The 20,196-nt window shown below is 40.1% G+C and carries 19 protein-coding genes; 13 read left to right on the forward strand and 6 right to left on the reverse strand.

Features of this window, described 5'->3' with window-relative positions; translation table 11 throughout:
* Positions 1 to 5 precede the first annotated feature (5 nt).
* The 5 genes from holA (at position 6) to nifJ (ending at position 7,732) form a co-directional block, all read left to right on the forward strand.
* Positions 6 to 1,034, forward strand: coding sequence for a DNA polymerase III subunit delta (holA, locus tag IGI67_RS02810; RefSeq protein WP_207108495.1), 1,029 nt, complete (start codon positions 6 to 8; stop codon positions 1,032 to 1,034).
* 435 nt (positions 1,035 to 1,469) lie between these two features.
* Positions 1,470 to 1,919, forward strand: coding sequence for a flavodoxin (locus tag IGI67_RS02815; RefSeq protein WP_207109606.1), 450 nt, complete (start codon positions 1,470 to 1,472; stop codon positions 1,917 to 1,919).
* Between the two features lie 29 nt (positions 1,920 to 1,948).
* Positions 1,949 to 2,785, forward strand: coding sequence for a sulfide/dihydroorotate dehydrogenase-like FAD/NAD-binding protein (locus IGI67_RS02820; RefSeq protein WP_429956677.1), 837 nt, complete (start codon positions 1,949 to 1,951; stop codon positions 2,783 to 2,785).
* Positions 2,778 to 4,187 carry an NADPH-dependent glutamate synthase gene (gene gltA / locus IGI67_RS02825; protein WP_207109608.1) on the forward strand — a complete coding sequence of 470 codons (1,410 nt, stop codon included), beginning with the start codon at positions 2,778 to 2,780 and terminating at the stop codon, positions 4,185 to 4,187. The genes IGI67_RS02820 and gltA overlap by 8 nt, the downstream gene beginning before the upstream one ends.
* A gap of 11 nt (positions 4,188 to 4,198) precedes the next feature.
* Positions 4,199 to 7,732, forward strand: a complete 3,534-nt coding sequence (gene nifJ, locus IGI67_RS02830) for a pyruvate:ferredoxin (flavodoxin) oxidoreductase (RefSeq protein WP_429956678.1) — start codon at positions 4,199 to 4,201, stop codon at positions 7,730 to 7,732.
* Between the two features lie 123 nt (positions 7,733 to 7,855).
* Here the strand turns inward: nifJ and rpsT are convergent, their stop codons facing one another.
* The 5 genes from rpsT to IGI67_RS02855 all read right to left on the reverse strand — a co-directional run bounded on the left by rpsT (position 7,856) and on the right by IGI67_RS02855 (position 12,826).
* The gene (rpsT, locus tag IGI67_RS02835) at positions 7,856 to 8,110 is read right to left on the reverse strand and encodes a 30S ribosomal protein S20 (protein WP_010744899.1); all 255 of its coding nucleotides are present in this window, start codon (positions 8,108 to 8,110) and stop codon (positions 7,856 to 7,858) included.
* A gap of 209 nt (positions 8,111 to 8,319) precedes the next feature.
* Positions 8,320 to 10,203, reverse strand: a complete 1,884-nt coding sequence (locus IGI67_RS02840; RefSeq protein WP_429956679.1) for a heavy metal translocating P-type ATPase — start codon at positions 10,201 to 10,203, stop codon at positions 8,320 to 8,322.
* Between the two features lie 307 nt (positions 10,204 to 10,510).
* Positions 10,511 to 11,344, reverse strand: coding sequence for an undecaprenyl-diphosphate phosphatase (locus tag IGI67_RS02845; RefSeq protein WP_429956680.1), 834 nt, complete (start codon positions 11,342 to 11,344; stop codon positions 10,511 to 10,513).
* A 127-nt stretch (positions 11,345 to 11,471) separates the two neighbouring features.
* On the reverse strand, positions 11,472 to 12,176 hold the full coding sequence (locus tag IGI67_RS02850) for a histidine phosphatase family protein (RefSeq protein ID WP_429956681.1): 705 nt from the start codon (positions 12,174 to 12,176) through the stop codon (positions 11,472 to 11,474).
* 23 nt (positions 12,177 to 12,199) lie between these two features.
* Complete coding sequence (locus IGI67_RS02855) at positions 12,200 to 12,826, reverse strand: MBL fold metallo-hydrolase (protein WP_429956682.1); 627 nt, start codon at positions 12,824 to 12,826, stop codon at positions 12,200 to 12,202.
* Positions 12,827 to 13,156: 330 nt separating this feature from the next.
* On the opposite strand from IGI67_RS02855, the gene IGI67_RS02860 reads away from it, so the two are divergent.
* Both IGI67_RS02860 and IGI67_RS02865 read left to right on the forward strand, forming a co-directional pair.
* Entirely contained in the window at positions 13,157 to 15,499 is a 2,343-nt protein-coding gene (locus IGI67_RS02860) for a helicase C-terminal domain-containing protein (protein WP_429956683.1), read from the forward strand.
* Between the two features lie 64 nt (positions 15,500 to 15,563).
* Positions 15,564 to 16,115 carry a DUF1697 domain-containing protein gene (locus IGI67_RS02865; RefSeq protein ID WP_429956684.1) on the forward strand — a complete coding sequence of 184 codons (552 nt, stop codon included), beginning with the start codon at positions 15,564 to 15,566 and terminating at the stop codon, positions 16,113 to 16,115.
* Positions 16,116 to 16,142: 27 nt separating this feature from the next.
* Here the strand turns inward: IGI67_RS02865 and IGI67_RS02870 are convergent, their stop codons facing one another.
* The gene (locus IGI67_RS02870; RefSeq protein WP_429956685.1) at positions 16,143 to 16,634 is read right to left on the reverse strand and encodes a YajQ family cyclic di-GMP-binding protein; all 492 of its coding nucleotides are present in this window, start codon (positions 16,632 to 16,634) and stop codon (positions 16,143 to 16,145) included.
* A gap of 261 nt (positions 16,635 to 16,895) precedes the next feature.
* Here IGI67_RS02870 and IGI67_RS02875 point away from each other — a divergent pair, with 261 nt between their 5' ends.
* The 6 genes from IGI67_RS02875 (at position 16,896) to IGI67_RS02900 (ending at position 20,163) form a co-directional block, all read left to right on the forward strand.
* A complete protein-coding gene (locus IGI67_RS02875; protein ID WP_207109617.1) occupies positions 16,896 to 17,795 on the forward strand; it encodes a YitT family protein in 900 nt (299 codons plus the stop codon).
* A 96-nt stretch (positions 17,796 to 17,891) separates the two neighbouring features.
* Entirely contained in the window at positions 17,892 to 18,233 is a 342-nt protein-coding gene (locus tag IGI67_RS02880) for an iron-sulfur cluster assembly protein (RefSeq protein WP_207109618.1), read from the forward strand.
* A gap of 76 nt (positions 18,234 to 18,309) precedes the next feature.
* Positions 18,310 to 18,519 carry a hypothetical protein gene (locus tag IGI67_RS02885; RefSeq protein WP_429956686.1) on the forward strand — a complete coding sequence of 70 codons (210 nt, stop codon included), beginning with the start codon at positions 18,310 to 18,312 and terminating at the stop codon, positions 18,517 to 18,519.
* 113 nt (positions 18,520 to 18,632) lie between these two features.
* Positions 18,633 to 19,538 (forward strand): helix-turn-helix transcriptional regulator, encoded by a 906-nt coding sequence (locus IGI67_RS02890; protein WP_429956687.1) that lies wholly within the window; start codon positions 18,633 to 18,635, stop codon positions 19,536 to 19,538.
* A gap of 11 nt (positions 19,539 to 19,549) precedes the next feature.
* Complete coding sequence (locus tag IGI67_RS02895) at positions 19,550 to 19,849, forward strand: YciI family protein (protein ID WP_429956688.1); 300 nt, start codon at positions 19,550 to 19,552, stop codon at positions 19,847 to 19,849.
* Positions 19,850 to 19,863: 14 nt separating this feature from the next.
* Positions 19,864 to 20,163, forward strand: a complete 300-nt coding sequence (locus IGI67_RS02900; RefSeq protein WP_429956689.1) for a YciI family protein — start codon at positions 19,864 to 19,866, stop codon at positions 20,161 to 20,163.
* The last annotated feature ends 33 nt before the right edge of the window (positions 20,164 to 20,196 follow it).

Genomic DNA, 20,196 nt, shown 5'->3' on the forward strand with positions numbered 1-20,196 from the left:
ATCACATGAATACACAGGAAGCCCTTCAGCAAATCAGGAATGCACCATTAAAATCAGTCTATCTAGTCACGGGGACAGAAGATTTTTTGATTCAGGAGATTCGACAGGCGTTCTTAGACCGAATGAAGAAGGATGACTTAGAGGAGTTGAACTTTATGTCATTTGATATGGAGGAAAGCGGCCTAGGAGCAGTCATTGATGAAGCAGAAACGCTTCCTTTTTTCGGTGATTATCGCTTGATTTTTGTGGAAAAACCTTATTTTTTAACGGGAGAAAAGAAAAGTAATGTACCTGATCAGGATGTCGATGGCTTGATAGATTATTTGAAACACCCGTTAGATACATCGATAGTTGTCTTTTGGGCGACATATCCCAAACTCGATGCTCGCAAAAAAATTACCAAGGCTTTGAAGAAAACAACTGTTGTTGATGCAGCACCTTTACAGGAGCGGGACTTACGCAGCTTTTTGCAGCGTTATATCAGCAACGCAAATGTGAAAATATCAAAAGAAGCATTTGATCTTTTTTTGCGTCTGACTGATTTTGATCTGTCTAAAGCGATGAATGAGATCGAAAAATTACTGTTACTGGCAGGTGAGGGTGGCACTATCACGCTTCGACTAGTAGAGGATTTAGTACCGAAAACGCTTGAACATAATATTTTTGAGTTAACGGAACAAATTCTTAAGGGGGATACGGCAAAGGCTTATCAAACATATGAAGAGTTACATTTACAGGGTGAGGAAACAATCAAACTGACTGCGATTTTGATTAGTCAAATTCGATTATTACTGCAAACAAAAATCTTGCAAAAAACTGGCTATCAACAGGCTAACATTGCTGAGACACTAAGTATCCATCCTTATCGTGTGAAGTTAGCGATGCAGCAAGTAGCCAAATTTCCTCTAGAATTATTAGTATCTATGTATGATGAGTTAGTAGAGAATGATTATGAGGTGAAGACTGGTCAGGCCGAAAAAGAACTAAATTTTCAGTTATTCATTTTGAAGACGACCGAAAAAATAAAAAAATAGAATTGTAGCCACAATAATTTCCTTTTATGAAAAGCCGACAGACAAAATATTTTTGTCCTGTCAGCTTTTTTATTTATAGTTGAGCAATACAATGCTTTTTTTCATCAAAATTACAACTAATCTGCTTGTGATATGTAGGGAAATTAAAAAAACACGTTGAAGGAGTGGTTTATCGAAAAATTAGAATAAAAATCTCTCAGCAATGTTTAATAATTCACATTTTTAAGGTATGATAATACAAAGGTGACAAATACCTAAAGCGATGTGCCAGAAGGGATTTAGTGAGAATTAATCTCAATTAGCAGGTCGGAATTTATGAGAGCCATTTAGTCATTAATTGTTCAAAATTTTATTCCAAAACGATAATAGTCAGCTTGTTCTGGCTTTATATATGCACCACAAATGTATAAACCTATAAAAGAAAGGATGAAAGAAATGACATTAGCAAAAATCGTTTATGCAACTAACACAGGAAACACAGAAGGAATCTCTGAAATTCTGGAGGATGCTTTTGAAGAAATCGGCGTTGACGTAGAACGCGTTGAAGCAGATGATGCAGAGGCAGATTTTTATGAAGATGCGGATATCTGTGTTCTAGCTACTTATACTGATGGAGATGGTGAACTACCGTTTGATTTGGAAGATTTACACGAAGAGCTGCCAGATGTAGATTTATCAGGAAAAATTTATGGTGTAGTTGGAAGCGGAGATAGCGAATTATATCCTGATTATTTCTGTCAAGCTGCGATTGCTTTTGATGAAGCCTTTGCAAAAACAGGTGCAAAAAAAGCAGCAGAAACAGTGAAAATTGAAAATGAAGCTGATGATGAGGATGAAGAAGTATTGAAAGCATTTGTGAAAGCTTTAGTAGAAGCAGCGGAATAAGAGTCACATTGGAAGAATGGAGTGAGATTTTGTTTAAAGTATTAGAACGTAAGGAACTGGCGCCAACGGAATATGAGATTCTGGTTGATGCGCCACGAATTGCCAAAAAGGCACAACCAGGGCAGTTTGTGATCTTGCGAATCGACGAACAGGGTGAGCGGATTCCGCTGACAGTCGTGGATACAGACAAAGAAGCGGGTTGGGTACGCTTAATCTTTCAAGTGATCGGCAAATCGACTGCCCAGCTCGCTACTGTTATGGCCGGCGAAGCCCTGATGGATATTGTTGGTCCTCTTGGTAAAGCAACTGACATTGAAAATTATGGTACCGTTCTCTTGGTAGGTGGCGGCGTGGGTATCGCCGCGCTGTTCCCGATCGTCAAAGGACTGAAAGAAGCGGGCAATCATGTAATCACTATTCTTGGAGCAAAAAATAAAGATTTATTGATTCTTCAGGAAGAATGTGCCAAATATTCTGACGAACTGATTTTAATGACTGATGACGGTTCGGTTGGACAAAAAGGGCTAGTTACTCAAGCAATGGAGGATGTTTTTAAACGCGAGGAAATCTCGATGGCTTGGGCAATTGGACCGAGCATTATGATGAAGTTTTGTACAATCACTGCGCAAAAACATGATGTATCGATTTATGTTTCCTTAAATCCAATTATGATTGATGGAACAGGAATGTGCGGAGGCTGTCGTGTGACGGTGGCTGATTCTATTAAATTTGCCTGTGTTGACGGTCCAGAATTTTTAGGTGAGGAAGTCGACTGGGATGAGTTTGTTAATCGAATGCAGCAGTATCGTCCAGAAGAATTGACGGCTAATGAAAGATATGAAAAGCAGGTGAGTTCAAATGGCTAAACGCAGTTATACAAAAACACCCATGAGAGAACAATCGCCTGAGATTCGAAATCAGAACTTTGATGAAGTTGCTTTAGGTTATAGCTTGGAAGAGGGACAGTTAGAAGCAAGTCGCTGTTTACAGTGTAAAAATGCTCCTTGTATTACAAATTGTCCTGTAATGATCGATATTCCGGGGTTCATCAAGGCAATTGAGGAGGGGGATATGCCCCTAGCCTATGAAATTTTAAGCCGATATACTAATTTACCGGCAATATGTGGTCGAGTATGCCCTCAGGAAAAACAATGTGAGATGGTTTGCCGTTTAGGCCGCTCGAAAAAATTTGAACCTGTGGCAATCGGAAAACTAGAACGACTTGTTGCGGACTGGGCTCTAGAACAGCCGATTGATTACAAAGAGGTAACTGGTGACAAAGGTCGAGTAGCAGTAATTGGTTCAGGACCTTCTGGCTTAACGGCAGCTGGTGACCTTGTGAAGTTAGGTTATGATGTGACAGTCTATGAAGCGCTGCATGCGCCAGGCGGAGTATTAACCTACGGTATTCCTGAATTCCGCTTACCAAAGCGCATTGTCAAAAAAGAGATTGACCGCATCGTCGCTCAAGGCGTGAAAATCGAAACGAATGTAGTTGTCGGAAAGACAATCACAATGGATGAAATCATCACTGATTTTGATGCTTGCTACTTGTCAGTTGGAGCAGGAGCGCCAAGATTTCAAGGAATCAAAGGAACGTCATTAAATGGTGTTTATTCATCTAGTGAGTATTTAACTCGGGTCAACCTAATGCACGGCTATCAATTTCCGGAATATGATACACCAGTTCAAAAATCTAAAAATGTAGTTGTCATCGGAGGCGGAAACGTCGCGATGGATGCGGCACGTTCGGCTAAACGTTTAGGAGCGGACAAGGTGTCGATTGTCTATCGTCGCTCGTTAGAGGAGTTGCCAGCTCGTGAGGAAGAGTATCACCATTCTGTAGAAGAGGGGATCGAATACCATTGGTTGAGCAATCCGATTGAATACATAGATGATGGCGAGGGACGTTTGAAAGCTGTTAAATGTGTTCAGATGGAGTTAGGCGAACCAGATGAGTCAGGGCGTCGTCGACCGATCGTGATTCCCGGCAGTGAATTCATCATCGAAGCTGACACGGCAATCGAGGCAATTGGTCAAGGGGCTAATAAAGTATTATTAGATACGTTCCCAGAGTTAGCACTGAATAAATGGGGCTATATTGATGCAGATGAAGAGACAAGCGCGACTTCGATTCCTGGTGTGTTTGCCGGTGGCGATATCGTAACAGGTGCCGCGACGGTCATTTTGGCAATGGGCGCCGGAAAAATTGCAGCAAATGAAATTGATCAATACATTCAAAAGACAAGGCAGGAGCAATTGGTCTAAGCGAGGTGCAAATGATGAAAACAATGAAAACAATGGATGGAAACACCGCAGCGGCGCATATCTCTTATGCATTTACTGAAGTTGCCGGAATCTATCCGATCACGCCTAGTTCAACAATGGCAGAGGTCGTTGACGAGTGGGCAGAGCAGGGTCGCAAAAACATTTTTAATGAGACAGTTAAAGTAGTCGAAATGCAATCAGAAGCAGGTGCTGCAGGAACGGTTCACGGTTCTTTGAAAACAGGCGTTTTAACTACGACTTATACAGCTTCACAAGGATTATTGTTAATGATTCCTAATATGTTTAAAATTGCTGGTGAACTACTACCGACTGTGTTTCATGTAGCTGCTCGAGCAGTGTCTACTAACGCCTTGAGTATTTTCGGGGATCATAGTGATGTAATGGCTGCTCGCCAAACAGGTTTTTGTATGTTGGCAGAAGGTGGCGTTCAGGAAGTTATGGATTTGTCAGCTGTTGCTCATTTAGCGAGTATCGAAGGCAAATTGCCATTCATGAATTTCTTTGATGGATTTAGAACAAGTCATGAACTGCAAAAAATTGAAGTCATTGATTATGAAGACTTGAAAGCAATGATGAACTGGGAGGCATTAGCTGAATTTAGAAGATTGGGTATGAATCCGAATCGACCTAACGTATCAGGTACAGCGCAAAACCCAGACATTCATTTTCAACAAAGGGAAACAGTCAACCGCTATTATGACGAAATGCCTGCAATCGTTCAGAAGTACATGGGGAAAATCAATGAGCTGCGTGGTACAGATTATGATTTGACCAATTATTACGGTGATCCAGAGGCGACAGAAGTGATAATCGCGATGGGCTCTGCTTCACCAACAATTCAGCAAACAGTGGACTATCTAAATGCCAATGGCCGTAAAGTCGGTTTTATCGACATTCATTTATACCGTCCATTCCCAGCCGAAAATCTATTGGCGAAATTACCGACAACAGTGGAAAAAGTAGCAGTACTTGACCGAACAAAAGAACCTGGATCAGATGGTGAACCTCTATTATTAGATGTTCAAAGTGTTCTTTATCGACATACAAACCGTCCAATCGTTATTGGCGGCCGTTATGGAATTGCATCAAAAGACGTGACACCAGATCAGATCGTTGCTGTTTTCGATCAGATGCTCTTACCCGCAACTGAAATGAAGCAACGTTTCACTGTCGGAATCAAAGATGACGTAACGAATCTATCTTTACCTATGAGCGATGTTTTGGACCTAACACCAAAATCCACCTTCCAAGCAAAATTCTGGGGGTTGGGTTCAGATGGTACTGTAGGAGCAAACAAACAGGCGATTAAGATTATTGGGAATAATACAGATTATTATGCTCAAGCTTATTTCTCCTATGATTCCAAGAAATCGGGCGGCTTGACGAATTCTCACTTACGTTTTGGTAAAGAGCCGATACTTTCTACCTATAATGTTGAAGCGGCAGATTTTGTCGGCTGTCATAATAGTGCATACATTCATCAATATGATTTGGTGAAAGGCTTGAAAGACGGCGGAACCTTCCTGCTGAATACTGTTTGGGACGAAGAGAGAGTCAAAAAATTACTGCCGAATCGGATCAAGCGTTATTTAGCTGAACATAATATCAATTTCTATATTATCAATGCGATGGAGATTGCACAAAAAACAGGTCTAGGTGGTCGGATTAACCAAGTGATGTCAACAGCTTTCTTTGAGCTAACGGATATTATGGATCACGAAACCTACTTGCCACTGTTAAAAGCAGAGGTCGATGCGGCCTATGGTAAGAAATCTAGAACAATAGTTGAACGTAACTGGCAAGCGATCGATGCGACTGTAGCTGAGTTGAAGAAAATTGAGATACCAGCTGAGTGGGCAGCGATAGAAGTGAAGCCGCTTGTAAATGCGGATGATTCAAATAAACCAGCGTACATTCGAAATATTCTTGACCCAATCAATCGTCAAGAAGGAAATCAGCTTTCAGTCAATGATTTGATTGAAAACGGCATGTTAGGTGGAGTAATGCCTTCTGGCACTGCAGCTTATGAAAAGCGTGGAATTGCTTTGGAGGTTCCTGAATGGATTCCTGAAGCATGTACGATGTGTAATGAGTGTGCCTTTGTTTGTCCTCATGCGGCAATTCGACCATTTCTGGCGGATGAAGAAGAGATGGAGGCAGCACCTGAAGGCTTTATCACTCGTGATATGCGCGGAAAAGATGGCTTTAACTATCGCATTCAAGTTTCATTGGAAGATTGCACGGGCTGCGGTCTCTGCGTAGAAGCATGTCCGGCGAAAGAAAAGGCGCTAGTTATGAAGTCTTACGAAGATCAAAAAGAACAAGCTGTAAACTGGGCGTTTGCAATGACTCTGCGTCAAAAAGAGAATCCAGCGAAGAAATTCTCGGTGAAGGGTTCACAATTTGAGCAACCATTGCTTGAGTTCTCTGGCGCTTGTGCAGGTTGTGGAGAAACTCCTTATGTGAAGCTATTAACTCAGCTGTTTGGTGATCGAATGATGATTGCCAACACTACCGGTTGTTCTTCTATCTGGGGCGGATCAGCACCAGCAACGCCATATACTGTCAACAAAGATGGCAGAGGACCTGCCTGGAGTAATTCTCTGTTTGAAGATAATGCAGAATATGGTTTAGGAATGCATATGGCAAATCTGACAAAACGAAACCGTCTGGCCAATAAAGTACTGACGGCTTTGGAAAAGGGCATTGGTTCTGAAGATACAAAAGCTCAATTGCAGGATTGGTTGGACCATATGACTGAAGGCGAAGGCAGCCAGCAACGTGCGGCTAAACTACGCGCTACTTTAACTGAAGAAGCTAATGAAGAATTGCAGGCAATCTTAGCCGACAATGAAATGTTTGCGAAACCAAGTCAATGGATCATCGGCGGGGACGGCTGGGCCTACGATATCGGCTTTAGCGGTATCGATCATGTGCTGGCTTCTGGTGAAGATGTGAATATCCTCGTTATGGATAACGAAGTGTATGCCAATACGGGTGGTCAAATGTCGAAAGCAACACCATCAGCTGCTATTGCGAAATTTGCAGCCGGCGGTAAGAAGACGAAGAAAAAGGATCTTGGCATGATCGCGATGACTTATCGTGATGTTTATGTAGCACAAGTGGCGATTGAAGCCAATCCTACTCAAGCGTTGAAAGCTATCCAAGAGGCAGAAGCTTACCCAGGGCCTTCATTGATTATCGGTTATACTCCTTGTATCAACCACGGGATTCGTGGCGGTATGAGCCAATCAATTGAAGAGTCGAAGAAAGCGGTAGAATCTGGTTACTGGCCGCTTTATCGCTATGATCCTGTTCGTGCACAAAAAGGAAAAGATCCAATGCGTATCGACTTTAAGAAAACTGATTTCAGCAAGATGAATGCCTTCCTTGAAGGACAGACTCGTTTCTCTGCTTTGCATAATATTAAAAAAGATGATGAGTTAGTAGAAGAAATGCTGAATCAAACAGTTGAAGATATGGAAGAGCGTGTGAAAAGTTATACAGAATTAACAAATAAGTAGGAACGACAAATAGCGTTGATACAAAATTGTATCGACGCTATTTTTTATTGTCTTAACTCCTTACTCGAAAAGGCAGCCATCAATTTGAACAAATAAAAAAACCGATCAAAAGATCGGTTTTTATTATTTAGCTAATTTTTTTGCAAGACGCGCTTTATCACGGTTTGCTTTGTTTTTGTGAATCAAACCTTTTGATTCAGCCATATCGATTGCTTTAGCAGCTTCTTTGTAAAGGTCGTTCATATTTTCAGCGCCAGCAGCAGCAGCCTCTTCAAATTTTTTAACAGTAGTACGCATTGCGCTCATTTGTGATGAGTTTTTAGCGTTAGCAGCTTCGCTAGTGCGAACACGTTTGATTGCAGATTCAATGTTTGGCATGGATTTCACCTCCGAATTCAGTCTTATACGGTTTTTGCCGTACAATTCAACATTACTCATTATACATAAAGCCGCTTTTCAATGCAATAAAATCGTGACAAGTTTTTTTCCTTAACAGAAAATAAGTTGAAAAACAAGTGATTAAAGAGTAAATCGAATCAAAAGAAATCACCACAATAATTATTCAGACTTTGTGGTGACCAGACTTTTTACTGGGCTGCTTTATAGAGCGGGCAGGTCGTGCATTTTGTTTCATCAAGCTTTATGAGCTCTTTTAACGGAATCAGCATTCGTAAGCCATTCAAAATTACGAGAATAGTACTGCCTTCATGGCCGACTACACCCAGTGGAAGTGTCAGAAACTGCAAGAAGTTGCTTGCAATCAGCAAAACGATCACACTTAAAGAAAATACAATGTTTTGCCGAACGATCCGTTTCATTTTCTTTGCTAAGCGATGACTGTACATCAACTTAGTTAGATCGTTTTTCATTAAAACCATATCAGAGACTTCCATCGCGACATCCGTTCCTTCACCCATGGCGATGCCAATGCTAGCAGTTGCTAAAGCGGGAGCATCGTTGATACCATCTCCAACCATCGCATTGATACTATAGCCTTTTTGCTGTTGCTTCACTAAGTCTGTTTTATCCGCAGGAAGACAGCCTCCGTGAAAGTCATTCAGTCCTAATTGCTGAGCGACATATTTGGCAGCACCAGGATTATCACCCGTAAGCATGACTGTTTCCACATTTTGAGCTTGGAAATAACCGATAACTTCTTTGGTATGAGGTTTTGGCAGGTCCATCAAAGCTAGTAATGCAATAATTTGTTCATTTTTACTAAGGACAACAACCGTTTTCCCTTCCTCATGCCATTGTTCGATTAAGGGGTGGCATTGCGCTTTCGTCGGTTTACCAAGCTGCCAAAGCTGATCCTGATAAGTTGTTTCTAAACCAAATCCGGCGCGTTCCTCTACTTGAAGCTCTAAGGCTTCTTCGTCTTTGAAAAAGTTAGTAATTGCTACAGCCAATGGATGTGTGGACTGACGTTCCATCGAGTAGAACAATTGCGGGATCAATGGATCATTAGAAAAAGTTTTATATTCAGTTACTCGTGGTTTTCCTTGGGTCAACGTTCCAGTCTTATCAAAAGAGATTGCCCGCAGATCAGCAAGTTTTTCTAACGTTTTCCCGGATTTGAATAAAATACCTTTCTTGGCACCATTGGAGATTGCCGCTAAAGTAGCAGGTGTAGCAGAAGCTACTAAGGCACAAGGGGAGGCAACGACTAGTAAGACCATTCCGCGGTAAAAACTCTCAGTAAAGCTCCAGCCTAATAAAAAGTGTGTTAATAAAATCATCAAAGGGACTGCTAGTAAAACAATTTTCACATAGACATTCTCAATTTTTTCAATGAACGTTGCAGTGGCACTTTGTTCATTTTGCGCGTTCTCAACTAGTCGTAAAATTTGCGCGAATAAAGTATCGCTGCTGTTTTTGGTTACTTCTAGAGTAAAAGCTTGTCCTAAGTTGATTGTTCCTCCGAAAGCTTCGTCATTGACTGCTTTTTCCACTGGTACAGATTCACCGGAGATTGCCGACTCATCAATCGAGGAAGCACTAAGCATCCGACCATCAATCGGGACCGCTTTTCCTTTGGGTACAAAAACAAAATCTCCCAATTTCAACTCTTCAACAGGAACAGTGACATGTTCACCATCAATAATTTTTAATGCTTCATTTGGCGCCACATTCATCAAAGCAGTAATTTCTTTGGTACTTTTATTAGTAGCGTATTCCTCTAAAGCACCGCTTAAACAAAAGATAAACGTCAGCATTGCACCTTCAAACCAATTTCCAATTAAACATGCGCCAATCGCCGCTAAGGCCATCAGCAAGTCGACATTCAACGTATGGTCATGGACTAATTCATTGATACCTTCATAAGTCTGTTTCCAACCGCCGCTAATGATCGCTAAAACGAAAAATACGGGATAGATGGGCTGGGAAAGCCCGATTAGAATTTTACCAATAACTAAAAACAATAAACAGAAAAGGGTAGAGAGAAAAGCATTACGTTCTTTCTTACTCATCACTTTTCCTCCTTTCTTAATTATAAGGGCTCCTTTTTTCATTGCTCATGGGTAATTAGGACTTGCAAAATGAAAGTGTCGTCCTTTCACTATCATAGTATCACATTTATGCATGTAATTGATAATCAATTCGTCTAATTGAGAACGAAAGTGATTATCAATTAGTGTTGAGAATGACTATCATTAGTATTTACAAGAGAGAAAGGCAATAAATTAAGGAGAATCACGAATGCTTATCAGTATTTCAATTTATAATTAGTATTGTTAAATTTAGGCAATAAAAAAAGATCTGCAAAAGATGCAGACCTTACATAGCAATCAGCCAATAGCCGATCAAGATGATTCCCAAAACGATTCGGTACCAGCCAAAAGCGGTAAAATCATTTCGTTTGATGTAATCCAATAAGAATTTAATTGCGATGATCGAAACCACAAAGGCTGTGACCATCCCAACGAGCAGAACAACGATTTCAGCGCCTCCAAAGGAATTGCCCTTCAGTAAAAATTTAACGATTTTCAGGCCACTGGCACCAAACATTACTGGTATCCCAAGGAAAAACGAGAATTCTGTCGCTACATAGCGTGAACAGCCGATAATGATCGCACCTAGAATCGTAGCTCCTGAACGTGATGTCCCAGGAATTAACGAGAGCAGCTGGAACGCTCCAACGATCAAGGCAGCTTTATAAGTAAAATCGTTTAGGCTTGTACATTTTGGCGCCTTCGTTTTATTGTGCCGTTCAACAACGATAAACGCAATCCCATAAACGATCAACATGATCGCTACTGGCAAGAACTTGTGAAAATGAGCTTCTAAAAAATCATCTAATGGAAGTCCGATCACAGCTGCTGGCAGACAAGCAATGATTACCTTGAACCATAATGTCCAAGTATCCTGCTTTTCTTCGTGAGTTTTACTGGGAGCGAAGGGATTCAATTTAGTAAAATATAAAACCACGACTGCTAAAATCGCACCTAACTGAATCACGACATTAAACATTTCAATAAAGGCAGGGGACATGTTTAGTTTGATGAATTCATCAGCTAAGATCAAATGACCAGTAGAAGAAATCGGAAGCCACTCGGTTATTCCTTCAACAATCCCAAGAATAATTGCTTTAAAAATATTGGCAATAAGCATTAAGTATACGTCCTTTCAAGTTAATAACAATAATCAGTATACCGTTTCACCTTTGAAAAGACCATCGAAAAAAAGCTAAGCTTTTTTTAAGAAAAAAAACTGCCAGCAAAAGCTGACAGTTGAAGTTCTATGCATCTGTGTGATCTGAGATTGTTTTCCCACGTTCCATATAACTGATATCATTGATTGCACGAATAGAAAATTCGCCATTTTCATAGCGGAGACGGTTGATACTACCGTTTAATAAATTTGCACGAACCGGTTGTTTTGAATCGATCAAACTCAGTAAGAATGCGATGGTCAGACCGTGAGAAACAATCAGTACATTTCCTCCACCTTGCTTTTCGCGATTTTGTGCGATATCTTCAAAGCCGCTCCAAACACGGTCACGCAATTGTGAATAAGATTCAGCCCAGTTTGCTGTGTCCGCACCTTCAATAGCGTTGGCAATCTCCTCGAAACTGACATCAGTTGCAAATAAATCATCTTCTGTTTTGAAATTCAATACGCGTGGTAAAACACCCCACATTTCCGCATCATACGCACCTTCTAATGAACCAAAACACCATTCACGAATGCGTGGATCCACGTGATAAGGAATATCTTTTCCCTCAGGATGCTCACTTAAAAGGATGCGCATTGTTTCAATAGCTCTGCCAGAATCACTTGAATAGGCTTCTTCAAATTTCGTATCTTGCAAACCTAAACCTACATAATGGATACCTTCACGACCACTCTTGGTCAGTGGTGTATCACACCAGCCTTGTACCCGTGCCAACGTATTGAACATCGTTTTACCATGTCGAACAATATAAAGATTTGTTTCTGCCATATTTAAAACCTCCAAAAAGTTGATTAATTAAAGAATGGATTTGTATCGATCTCGCGACCGATCGTTGTTGCTTCACCGTGACCTGGATAAGCCGCAAGCTCATGAGGAAGGGTGAACAAATAAGTTTTGATGCTGTAAAGCAATTGCTGCATGTCCCCAGTATATAAATCAGTGCGCCCAATACTGCCTCTAAACAATGCGTCACCTACAACGACAAAATCATCAAAGATGAAGCTGACACTGCCAATCGAATGGCCTGGCGTTGGAACGACTTGGAAAGTCATGCCCCCAACCGTGTATTCTTTCATTTCAAATTCATACTCTGCCGGCTGCACGATTAAGTCGGGCATATTATCATGGCGACCTAAACCAGAAAGATTTAAGATTGGATCACCTAACCATTTCTGTTCCAGCGGATTCACATAAACAGGAATACCATATTTATTTCGGATCTGTTCCACTGCACCAATGTGGTCATAGTGAGTATGGGTCAAGAGAATCGCCTGTGGTGTTTTTCCAATCTGCTCAATCTCTTGTATCAAGCGATCGCCTTCTGAACCTGGATCAACGACCAATAAATTTTTCTCATTATGAATCAAATAGCAATTTTCTTGCGCGATTCCGGTAACAAAACCCTCGATTTGAATCATTATTTTCCTCCCTGAAACGTAAAGTAATTTTCTTTGGTTTGATTCATTCTACTGGCCGGATAAAATTTTTTTTGCCAGTAACAAAACTCAATATCACAAATACCTTCTTCATTATACCTTAAAAGTAAAAAAATTGTGGCTTCCCTGTACGATTTTGATAAATCAAATGAATGATGACAATGATAAGCCATAAAGAAAGGAAGGAAGTTATTTTTAGTAGAAACTGTCTAAAAGAATAAGACTTGACGAGTACATAAAAATCTTCTATGGTGAAACAGCAAAAAGATTTTAACGAACCATTTAAGATGGGACAAAGAATGAGGTGACAATGTGGCAGTCAAAAAAATTGCGATTCGTGAGCTCGTTGAGTTCATCCTGCGCAGTGGAAGCATTGACGAAGGAAAAAGCAGCAATCATACACCTCAAGAAGGCGCACGGATTCATCGCCAATTGCAAAAAGAGGGCGGCTCAGGATACCAAAAAGAGGTTTGGTTAAAGAAACTCGTTGAGATCGCTGAAACTGCTGTTCAAATCGAAGGCCGAGCAGACGGCATTTATATAGAAGAAGATCGTGTATTTATCGATGAAATAAAAACATCAGAAACACCAATTGAAGAGCTAGAGACTGGCATCATTGATTTGTATTTTTATCAAGCGATGGTTTATGCCTATATCTATAGTGAGCAGGAGGGGTTAGCAGAAATCAGTACACGTTTAACATATTTTCAAACGACAGAAGAAAAGATCACACGCCAGATTCGAACATTTACTTTTGAAGAACTGACTGATTTTTTCAATGACCTGGTCAAGCGTTATGAAAGCTGGCTGGTGTTTCAAATGGAGTGGCGAGAAACTCGCAACAGTTCTTTGAAATCTCTGACCTTTCCGTTTGATACTTATCGTGAAGGTCAAAGAGAACTGGCCGCCGCAGTCTATAAAACGATTCACGCTCAGCAAAAGCTTTTTGTTGAAGCACCTACTGGAACGGGCAAAACAATGTCGACGCTTTTTCCAGCGTTTAAAGCGATGGGTGAAGAGCTGGGAGAACGGATATTTTATCTGACGGCGAAGACAATTACACGACAAGTAGCTGAAGAGACAGTTACTAAAATTACAAAAAAGGATGCACGCGTAAAAAGTGTTACGTTGACCGCCAAAGATAAGATCTGCTTTTTGACTGAGAGAAATTGCACGCCCGAGCATTGCCCTTTTGCCAAGGGCTACTACGATCGCGTGAATGACGGCTTGTGGGATATGCTGAATAACGAGGATCAATACACTCGTCCGGTTATTGAAGACTATGCTAGAAAACATGAGCTTTGTCCTTTTGAACTTTCATTGGATGTCAGTCGCTTTTGTGATTTAGTGGTAGGAGATTACAATTATCTGTTTGATCCAACAGTTTATTTGCGCCGTTTTTTCGAAGAAGAAAATAAAACGAATTTAGTGTTAGTCGATGAAGCCCACAATTTGGTCAATCGCTCAAAAGAAATGTATTCAGCAAGTATTTCTAGAGAAAACATAGCTCAAATACAAAAGGATTTGGATAAATCCTTTAAAAAACTAAACAAAGCCTTTATAAGAGTTGATAATGAGTTCGAATTAATTCATCAATCTTTGGACGGAGAAGCCTATCATCATCAACAAGCCGCGCCGGAAAACTTGATTAACAGCCTATTCAAACTTCAGGAACAAATCAAGGAATGGTTAGCAGAAAATCCTGACCATCCAGTCCAGCAGAAAATGCTGCCGGTTTATTTTGAAATCCTTCGTTTTACCCGCATGAGCGAGTTTTATGACGACCATTATCAGACTACTGTCGAACACAAGAGTTATGATTTGATTGTTAAAGAGTATTGTATTGATCCTTCATGGTTTTTAGAACAAACAATGGAAAAAGTCGGCAGCAGTATTCTATTCTCTGCCAGCTTTTCACCTTTGGATTATTATCAAGAGGTTTTAGGTGGGGGTGAGAACGGATTGACTTATCGCTTACCTAGCCCATTTCCAAGAGAGAATCGTCTAGTTATGGTAGATGCAAGTGTTCAGACTACGTATCAAAAAAGGACTCAAAGTATTCCACAAATTGCGGCAGCAATCGAGCGTTTAGTTAAAACTAAAACTGGAAATTACTTGGTTTTCTTTCCGTCATTTCAATATTTGGATCAAGTCGCAGATTATTTTCATGATGTTTACCCAGAATACATGATCCAAATCCAGGGCTCAAAATTGAACGAAGCTGAGCGGGAGGAATTTTTAGCTGCTTTTGTTGATCGTCCTGAAGAAACATTGATTGGATTTTGTGTGTTAGGAGGAATATTCTCAGAAGGAATTGATTTGGCGGGTGAACGTTTGATTGGAACAGTCGTAGTTGGCGTTGGCTTGCCGCAGGTCAATCATGAACAAGAATTGATCAAGGAATATTATGATGAAAAAAGGAATCAAGGCTTTAGCTATGCTTACCAATTACCTGGAATGAATAAAGTTATCCAAGCAGCTGGTCGAGTCATTCGAACAATGGAAGATCAAGGAATCATCTTACTATTGGATCAACGCTATACTAATCCCCACTATCAAAATTTATTACCAACCAGTTGGTCAGATCGCAGAGTTGTTTGTGGGCCTGCAGAAGTTGAGCGCGCAGCGACTGACTTTTGGCAAAAAATAAAGTAATTAAGTGCCGCTTGAAAGCAACAATAGCCAATAACAGTTCTGTTAAAAAAAGGGGGAGAAGGTGTTGACGACTTATGTTGGGTTTCTTCGAGGATTGAATGTTGGTGGTAAAAATAAAGTAAATATGCTTGATTTACGGACAGCGATTGAGACCTTTGGTTATCAAAAAATCACAACAGTGGGTAATACTGGAATTATTATTTTCAATACTGAACAGCTCATCAAGGATGAGGAATTAGCCAATCAGTTGACAGAAGTAATCGGGATAAGAATTCAGCTTGTCTTGATGCAGCTTAATGAACTAGAAAAGTTAGTAGCTCGATTACCTGATTGGTGGAACCAGAGAGACGATTGGCGGCACAATACGATTTTCTTTTTAGAAGAATACAATGCTAGCCGATTGCAGCCAATCGTTGATCATTTAGATAGAACTATCGAACAAGCGATACTTATTGAAAACACCTTATTCTGGTCTTCAGCTTTTAAGGAACGAAAACTATATTATCGCAGTCAATATGCCAAACTCCTTAAAAATGATGCCTACCCATACATGACAATTAGGAATGCGAATACTTTAAATAAGGTTATAAAAAAGGCGAAAGAAATTAATAACTGAAAGAAAAAAGCCGACAATTGTCGGCTTTTAACGATAATTGATGAATTGGACATCAATCGGTAATTCGATTTCTTTTACTAATGCAATGACTTGTTGCAAATCATCACGATTTTTCCCTGTTACGCGTAAACGGTCATCTTGAATTTGAGCCTTTACTTTCATTTTACTGTTTTTTATTGCTGTCGTGATTTTCTTTGCACTTTCCTTATCGATTCCATTAACGAGCTCAGCCGCTTGTCGTGCATTTCCGCCCAGAGCATGCTCCGAAGCAGAGAATTGGATATTCTTTAGAGGAACACCGCGTTTGATCAGCTTACTGAACAATACGTCTTTGACCTGTTCCACCTTATATTCATCCTCAGCCTTGATAACCAGCTGATTGCCTTCTAGGTTGATGTCGAACAAACTCCCCTTGAAGTCAAACCGATTCTTTAACTCTTTCAAGGCAATTTGGACGCCATTTTTTACCTCCTCTTTGTTCAATTCTGAAACGATATCAAAACTTGCATCTTTAGCCATAGACAGCCTCCTTATTTGGTTAGAGCATCACTAATCATTCAACAAAATTCTCGTATTGAAAAGTCCTTCAAACTTGTTGTATGAGTGATTTTTTTAATAAATTTTGAAGAGTGAAAGTGATATCCTAATTCTTTTCTTTTAGTTTATCAAAAATTGCTAAGAAAGCCATGATTATTCTCCAATAAGTCATTGAAAACGATTGATTAATAATGAGAGAACCTGTTACTCTATTATAGGTTTGAATTGAAGGGGGAATATCGGATGCAGAAGGTTATCAATTATACATCCAAGGATTTAGCAAAAAAAATCCTTGTCATTCTATTTACTGGTTTGACCGGGGCGGTCGGCTTGAATTATTTCTTGATTCCAGCAAATGTTTTCTCAGCTGGTATGACTGGGATTGCTCAGATTGCAGAGCACTTGCTTTCAAATGCAGGACTATCGATTGACACTGGAATTTTGATTTTTCTTTTGAATGTTCCGGTATTCATTTTAGGTTTTATTAAATTAGGAAAGTCTGCGATGATCTTGAGTTTTGCCAACGTGATCTCGATGTCCATCTTCACAACATTCGTACCTGTTGGGCAAGTCACTGATAATGTATTAATGAATGCGATTACTGGTGGTGTATTGCTGGGGATCGGTGCGGGGCTTTCATTGAAATTTGGTTTTACGACTGGCGGTCTAGATATTATTTCGCTTTTGTTATCAAAAACAACTGGACGGACAGTCGGAAACTACATGATGCTATTAAATGGTGTCATCGTCGTTGTTGCAGGTTTTTTCTTTACTTGGGAAAGCGCGCTGTATACGATCATCACAATTTTTACTATGAGTACAGTTGTTGATTATGTCCACACAAGTCACCAGAAGATGACTGCTTTTGTTAACACTAGCAAAAGTTCGGAAATGTGCGCGGCTTTGAGTCGTGAGCTGCTTCGTGGTTTGACCGTTATACCAGCTCGCGGCGGTTTTAGCTCCAGCGAACGAGAAGTAATCATGATTGTTTTTACTCGTTATGAATTATACACACTAAAACAAGTGGTAGCAGATGTTGATCCAAACTCATTTACTAACATCGTCGCAACGGATTCTGTTGTAGGAACATTCTTGACACAAGATGAACAAAATCTGTTAAAAAAATCCCAGGTGAGCAAATAATGATTGTCAATTGAGAATGAACAGGTTTCAATTCTCATTTACAAAAGTCGCTGGATAGAGTAAAATACTCTTGAAACTCGAAAGGGAGTGGAGCAGGTGGAAGAAAACACACAAAAATGGACCGATACAGAAGTTGCTGAAATTAAAGAGACTATTTTGACCGCTTTAGAATCAGTCATTGACCCAGAGTTAGGGATTGATATTGTCAATCTTGGTTTGATTTATGAAGTTGATTTTGAACAAACTGGGAATACTGTGATCAAAATGACTTTGACTACTATGGGATGTCCGTTAGCAGATGTGCTGACCGATAGTATCCAATCAGCTTTAGCTGAAATTCCAGAAGTAACGAATGTAGAAGTGAAGCTTGTTTGGTATCCAGCATGGACCACCGATAAAATGAGCCGTTATGCGCGGATTGCTTTGGGTATTCGCTAATTTATCAAGAAAGTTTGTCTCCTCTTTATTTAAGGGGAGGCTTTTTTGTTATAATTACTTAAAGAGGTGACGTATTTTGAATGACTATGAATTATCAGATTATTTAGCTGCAAAAAAATCATTAACTTCAACGCTGCATAAAATTGAGCAAGCAATTCTATCACTAGAAGAAAAACAGTCAGTTGGCCGAAATATGAAGGCTCAGATTACGTTATCAAGGGAACGCGTCAAAGCATTGAAGCTTTCCCTCGCATTAATCGATCGAGAAATTAATGAACTGTCGTAAGAAAAACAAAGATAGAACATGGTAAAAAATGTTTTATCTTTTTTTCTTTTTCTAATATGACAGCTTGTTGTCGCATTATTGTTGGTATAGTTTTACTGAAAGGACGGAGTTTTATGCAGATCGAACGGTTGGTGAGAATGATTTTTTATATTGTCAGCCATAAACAAGTTACTGCAAAAGAGTTGGGAGAGTACTTCAATGTTTCAACACGAACGATTTATCGCGATATTACAACGTTGACGTTGTCTGGTATTCCAATTTTGTCAAAAAAAGGAGCTGGCGGGGGAATCTCATTGATGGATGGGTATGCCTTGAACAAATCCTTTTTGACGACGGAAGAACAAATTCAGGTGTATCAGGGATTGCAAATCCTACAAGCAGCAAATTATCCAGATGCTGAGCAAGCGCTGAATAAAATCGGTGCGCTGTTTGATCAGCCACTATCAGACGAATGGCTTGAAATTGACTTTAGTTATTGGGGAAGCAGCGATGAAGAGAAAATTACAATCGCAGAACTGCGGAGAGCCATCACCAAAAAGTACGTGTTGACCTTCGAGTATTTTAATTCCGAACTACAGCGCTCTGAAAGAAAAGTTGATCCCCTGCGTTTGATTTTCAAATCGCACGCTTGGTATATCGTCGGCTACTGCCATGATAATCAAGCCTTTCGAGTATTCCGATTATCGCGTATGAAAAGAATCCATGTTACAGTTGAGACTTTTGAACGCGTGTTGCCTGAGGGTTTATCATTAACTAATTCTGCGTATGGCGCGGATTATACATTATTCAAATTACACTTTTCACCTGAAATGGCTTATCGTTTGTTCGATGAGTTTCATGAGGATCAGGTTAAGCGATGCTCAGACGGCAGTTTTTTAGTAACTGTCCAATATCCATTAAATGAGTGGACTTATCATCGGCTGCTTTCATTTGGTCATTATATGGAAATTATCGAACCGGTAGAGGCGCAAAAAGAAGTGAAAAAGCGTGCGATGAAAATCGCAGAAAAATATAACTAGGAGGAAAAAGCATGGAAGAATGGTTGTATGTCATGATGATCAAAAAAACGAAAGAGTATCGTAAATTAAACAAAGCTGGAGTGACCGCTCATGTAGAAAATTTACGCAATTTAGATATTGAGGGGAATATTGAATTGGCGGGGGCCTTCAAAGGGTATCCTGGGATGGCAGGGATGTTCATCCTCAAAACCAAAAGCTACGAGGAGGCAGAGGCCATTTGTCAGCAAGAGCCCTTAGTCGCTGCTGGATATGCTACTTACGAGCTTCATCGCTTACAAGTTGCAAATAAAGAAAACAATTATTTGTTATAGGAAAGGAGAAAAAAATGAAAAAGGAAAGTATGCTATTTGTTAGGACGGATTATAAAATTGGAGAGGACGAGGTTACGGACCAAGTAGCAATGGATTCTGCCCAATATTTGAAACAGCTATCGGAAGAACGATATCTGACAGCAGGAGTATTTGGGGATATGTCCACTGAGATAATCGACGGTGCGATGGTGATTTTTGAAGCGGAGAACCTGACAGAAGCGGTTGCAATTTCTGAGGCAGATCCTGTAATTAAAAGTGGACTTTACCGTTACGAGCTAAAACAGTGGCATGTACTAGTAGCAGCGGATGAGTAGTGAAAAAGGAACGACTCACAAAAATAGTCGTTC

This window comes from Enterococcus sp. AZ196 (assembly GCF_050498845.1).
Taxonomy (GTDB): domain Bacteria; phylum Bacillota; class Bacilli; order Lactobacillales; family Enterococcaceae; genus Enterococcus_A; species Enterococcus_A murrayae.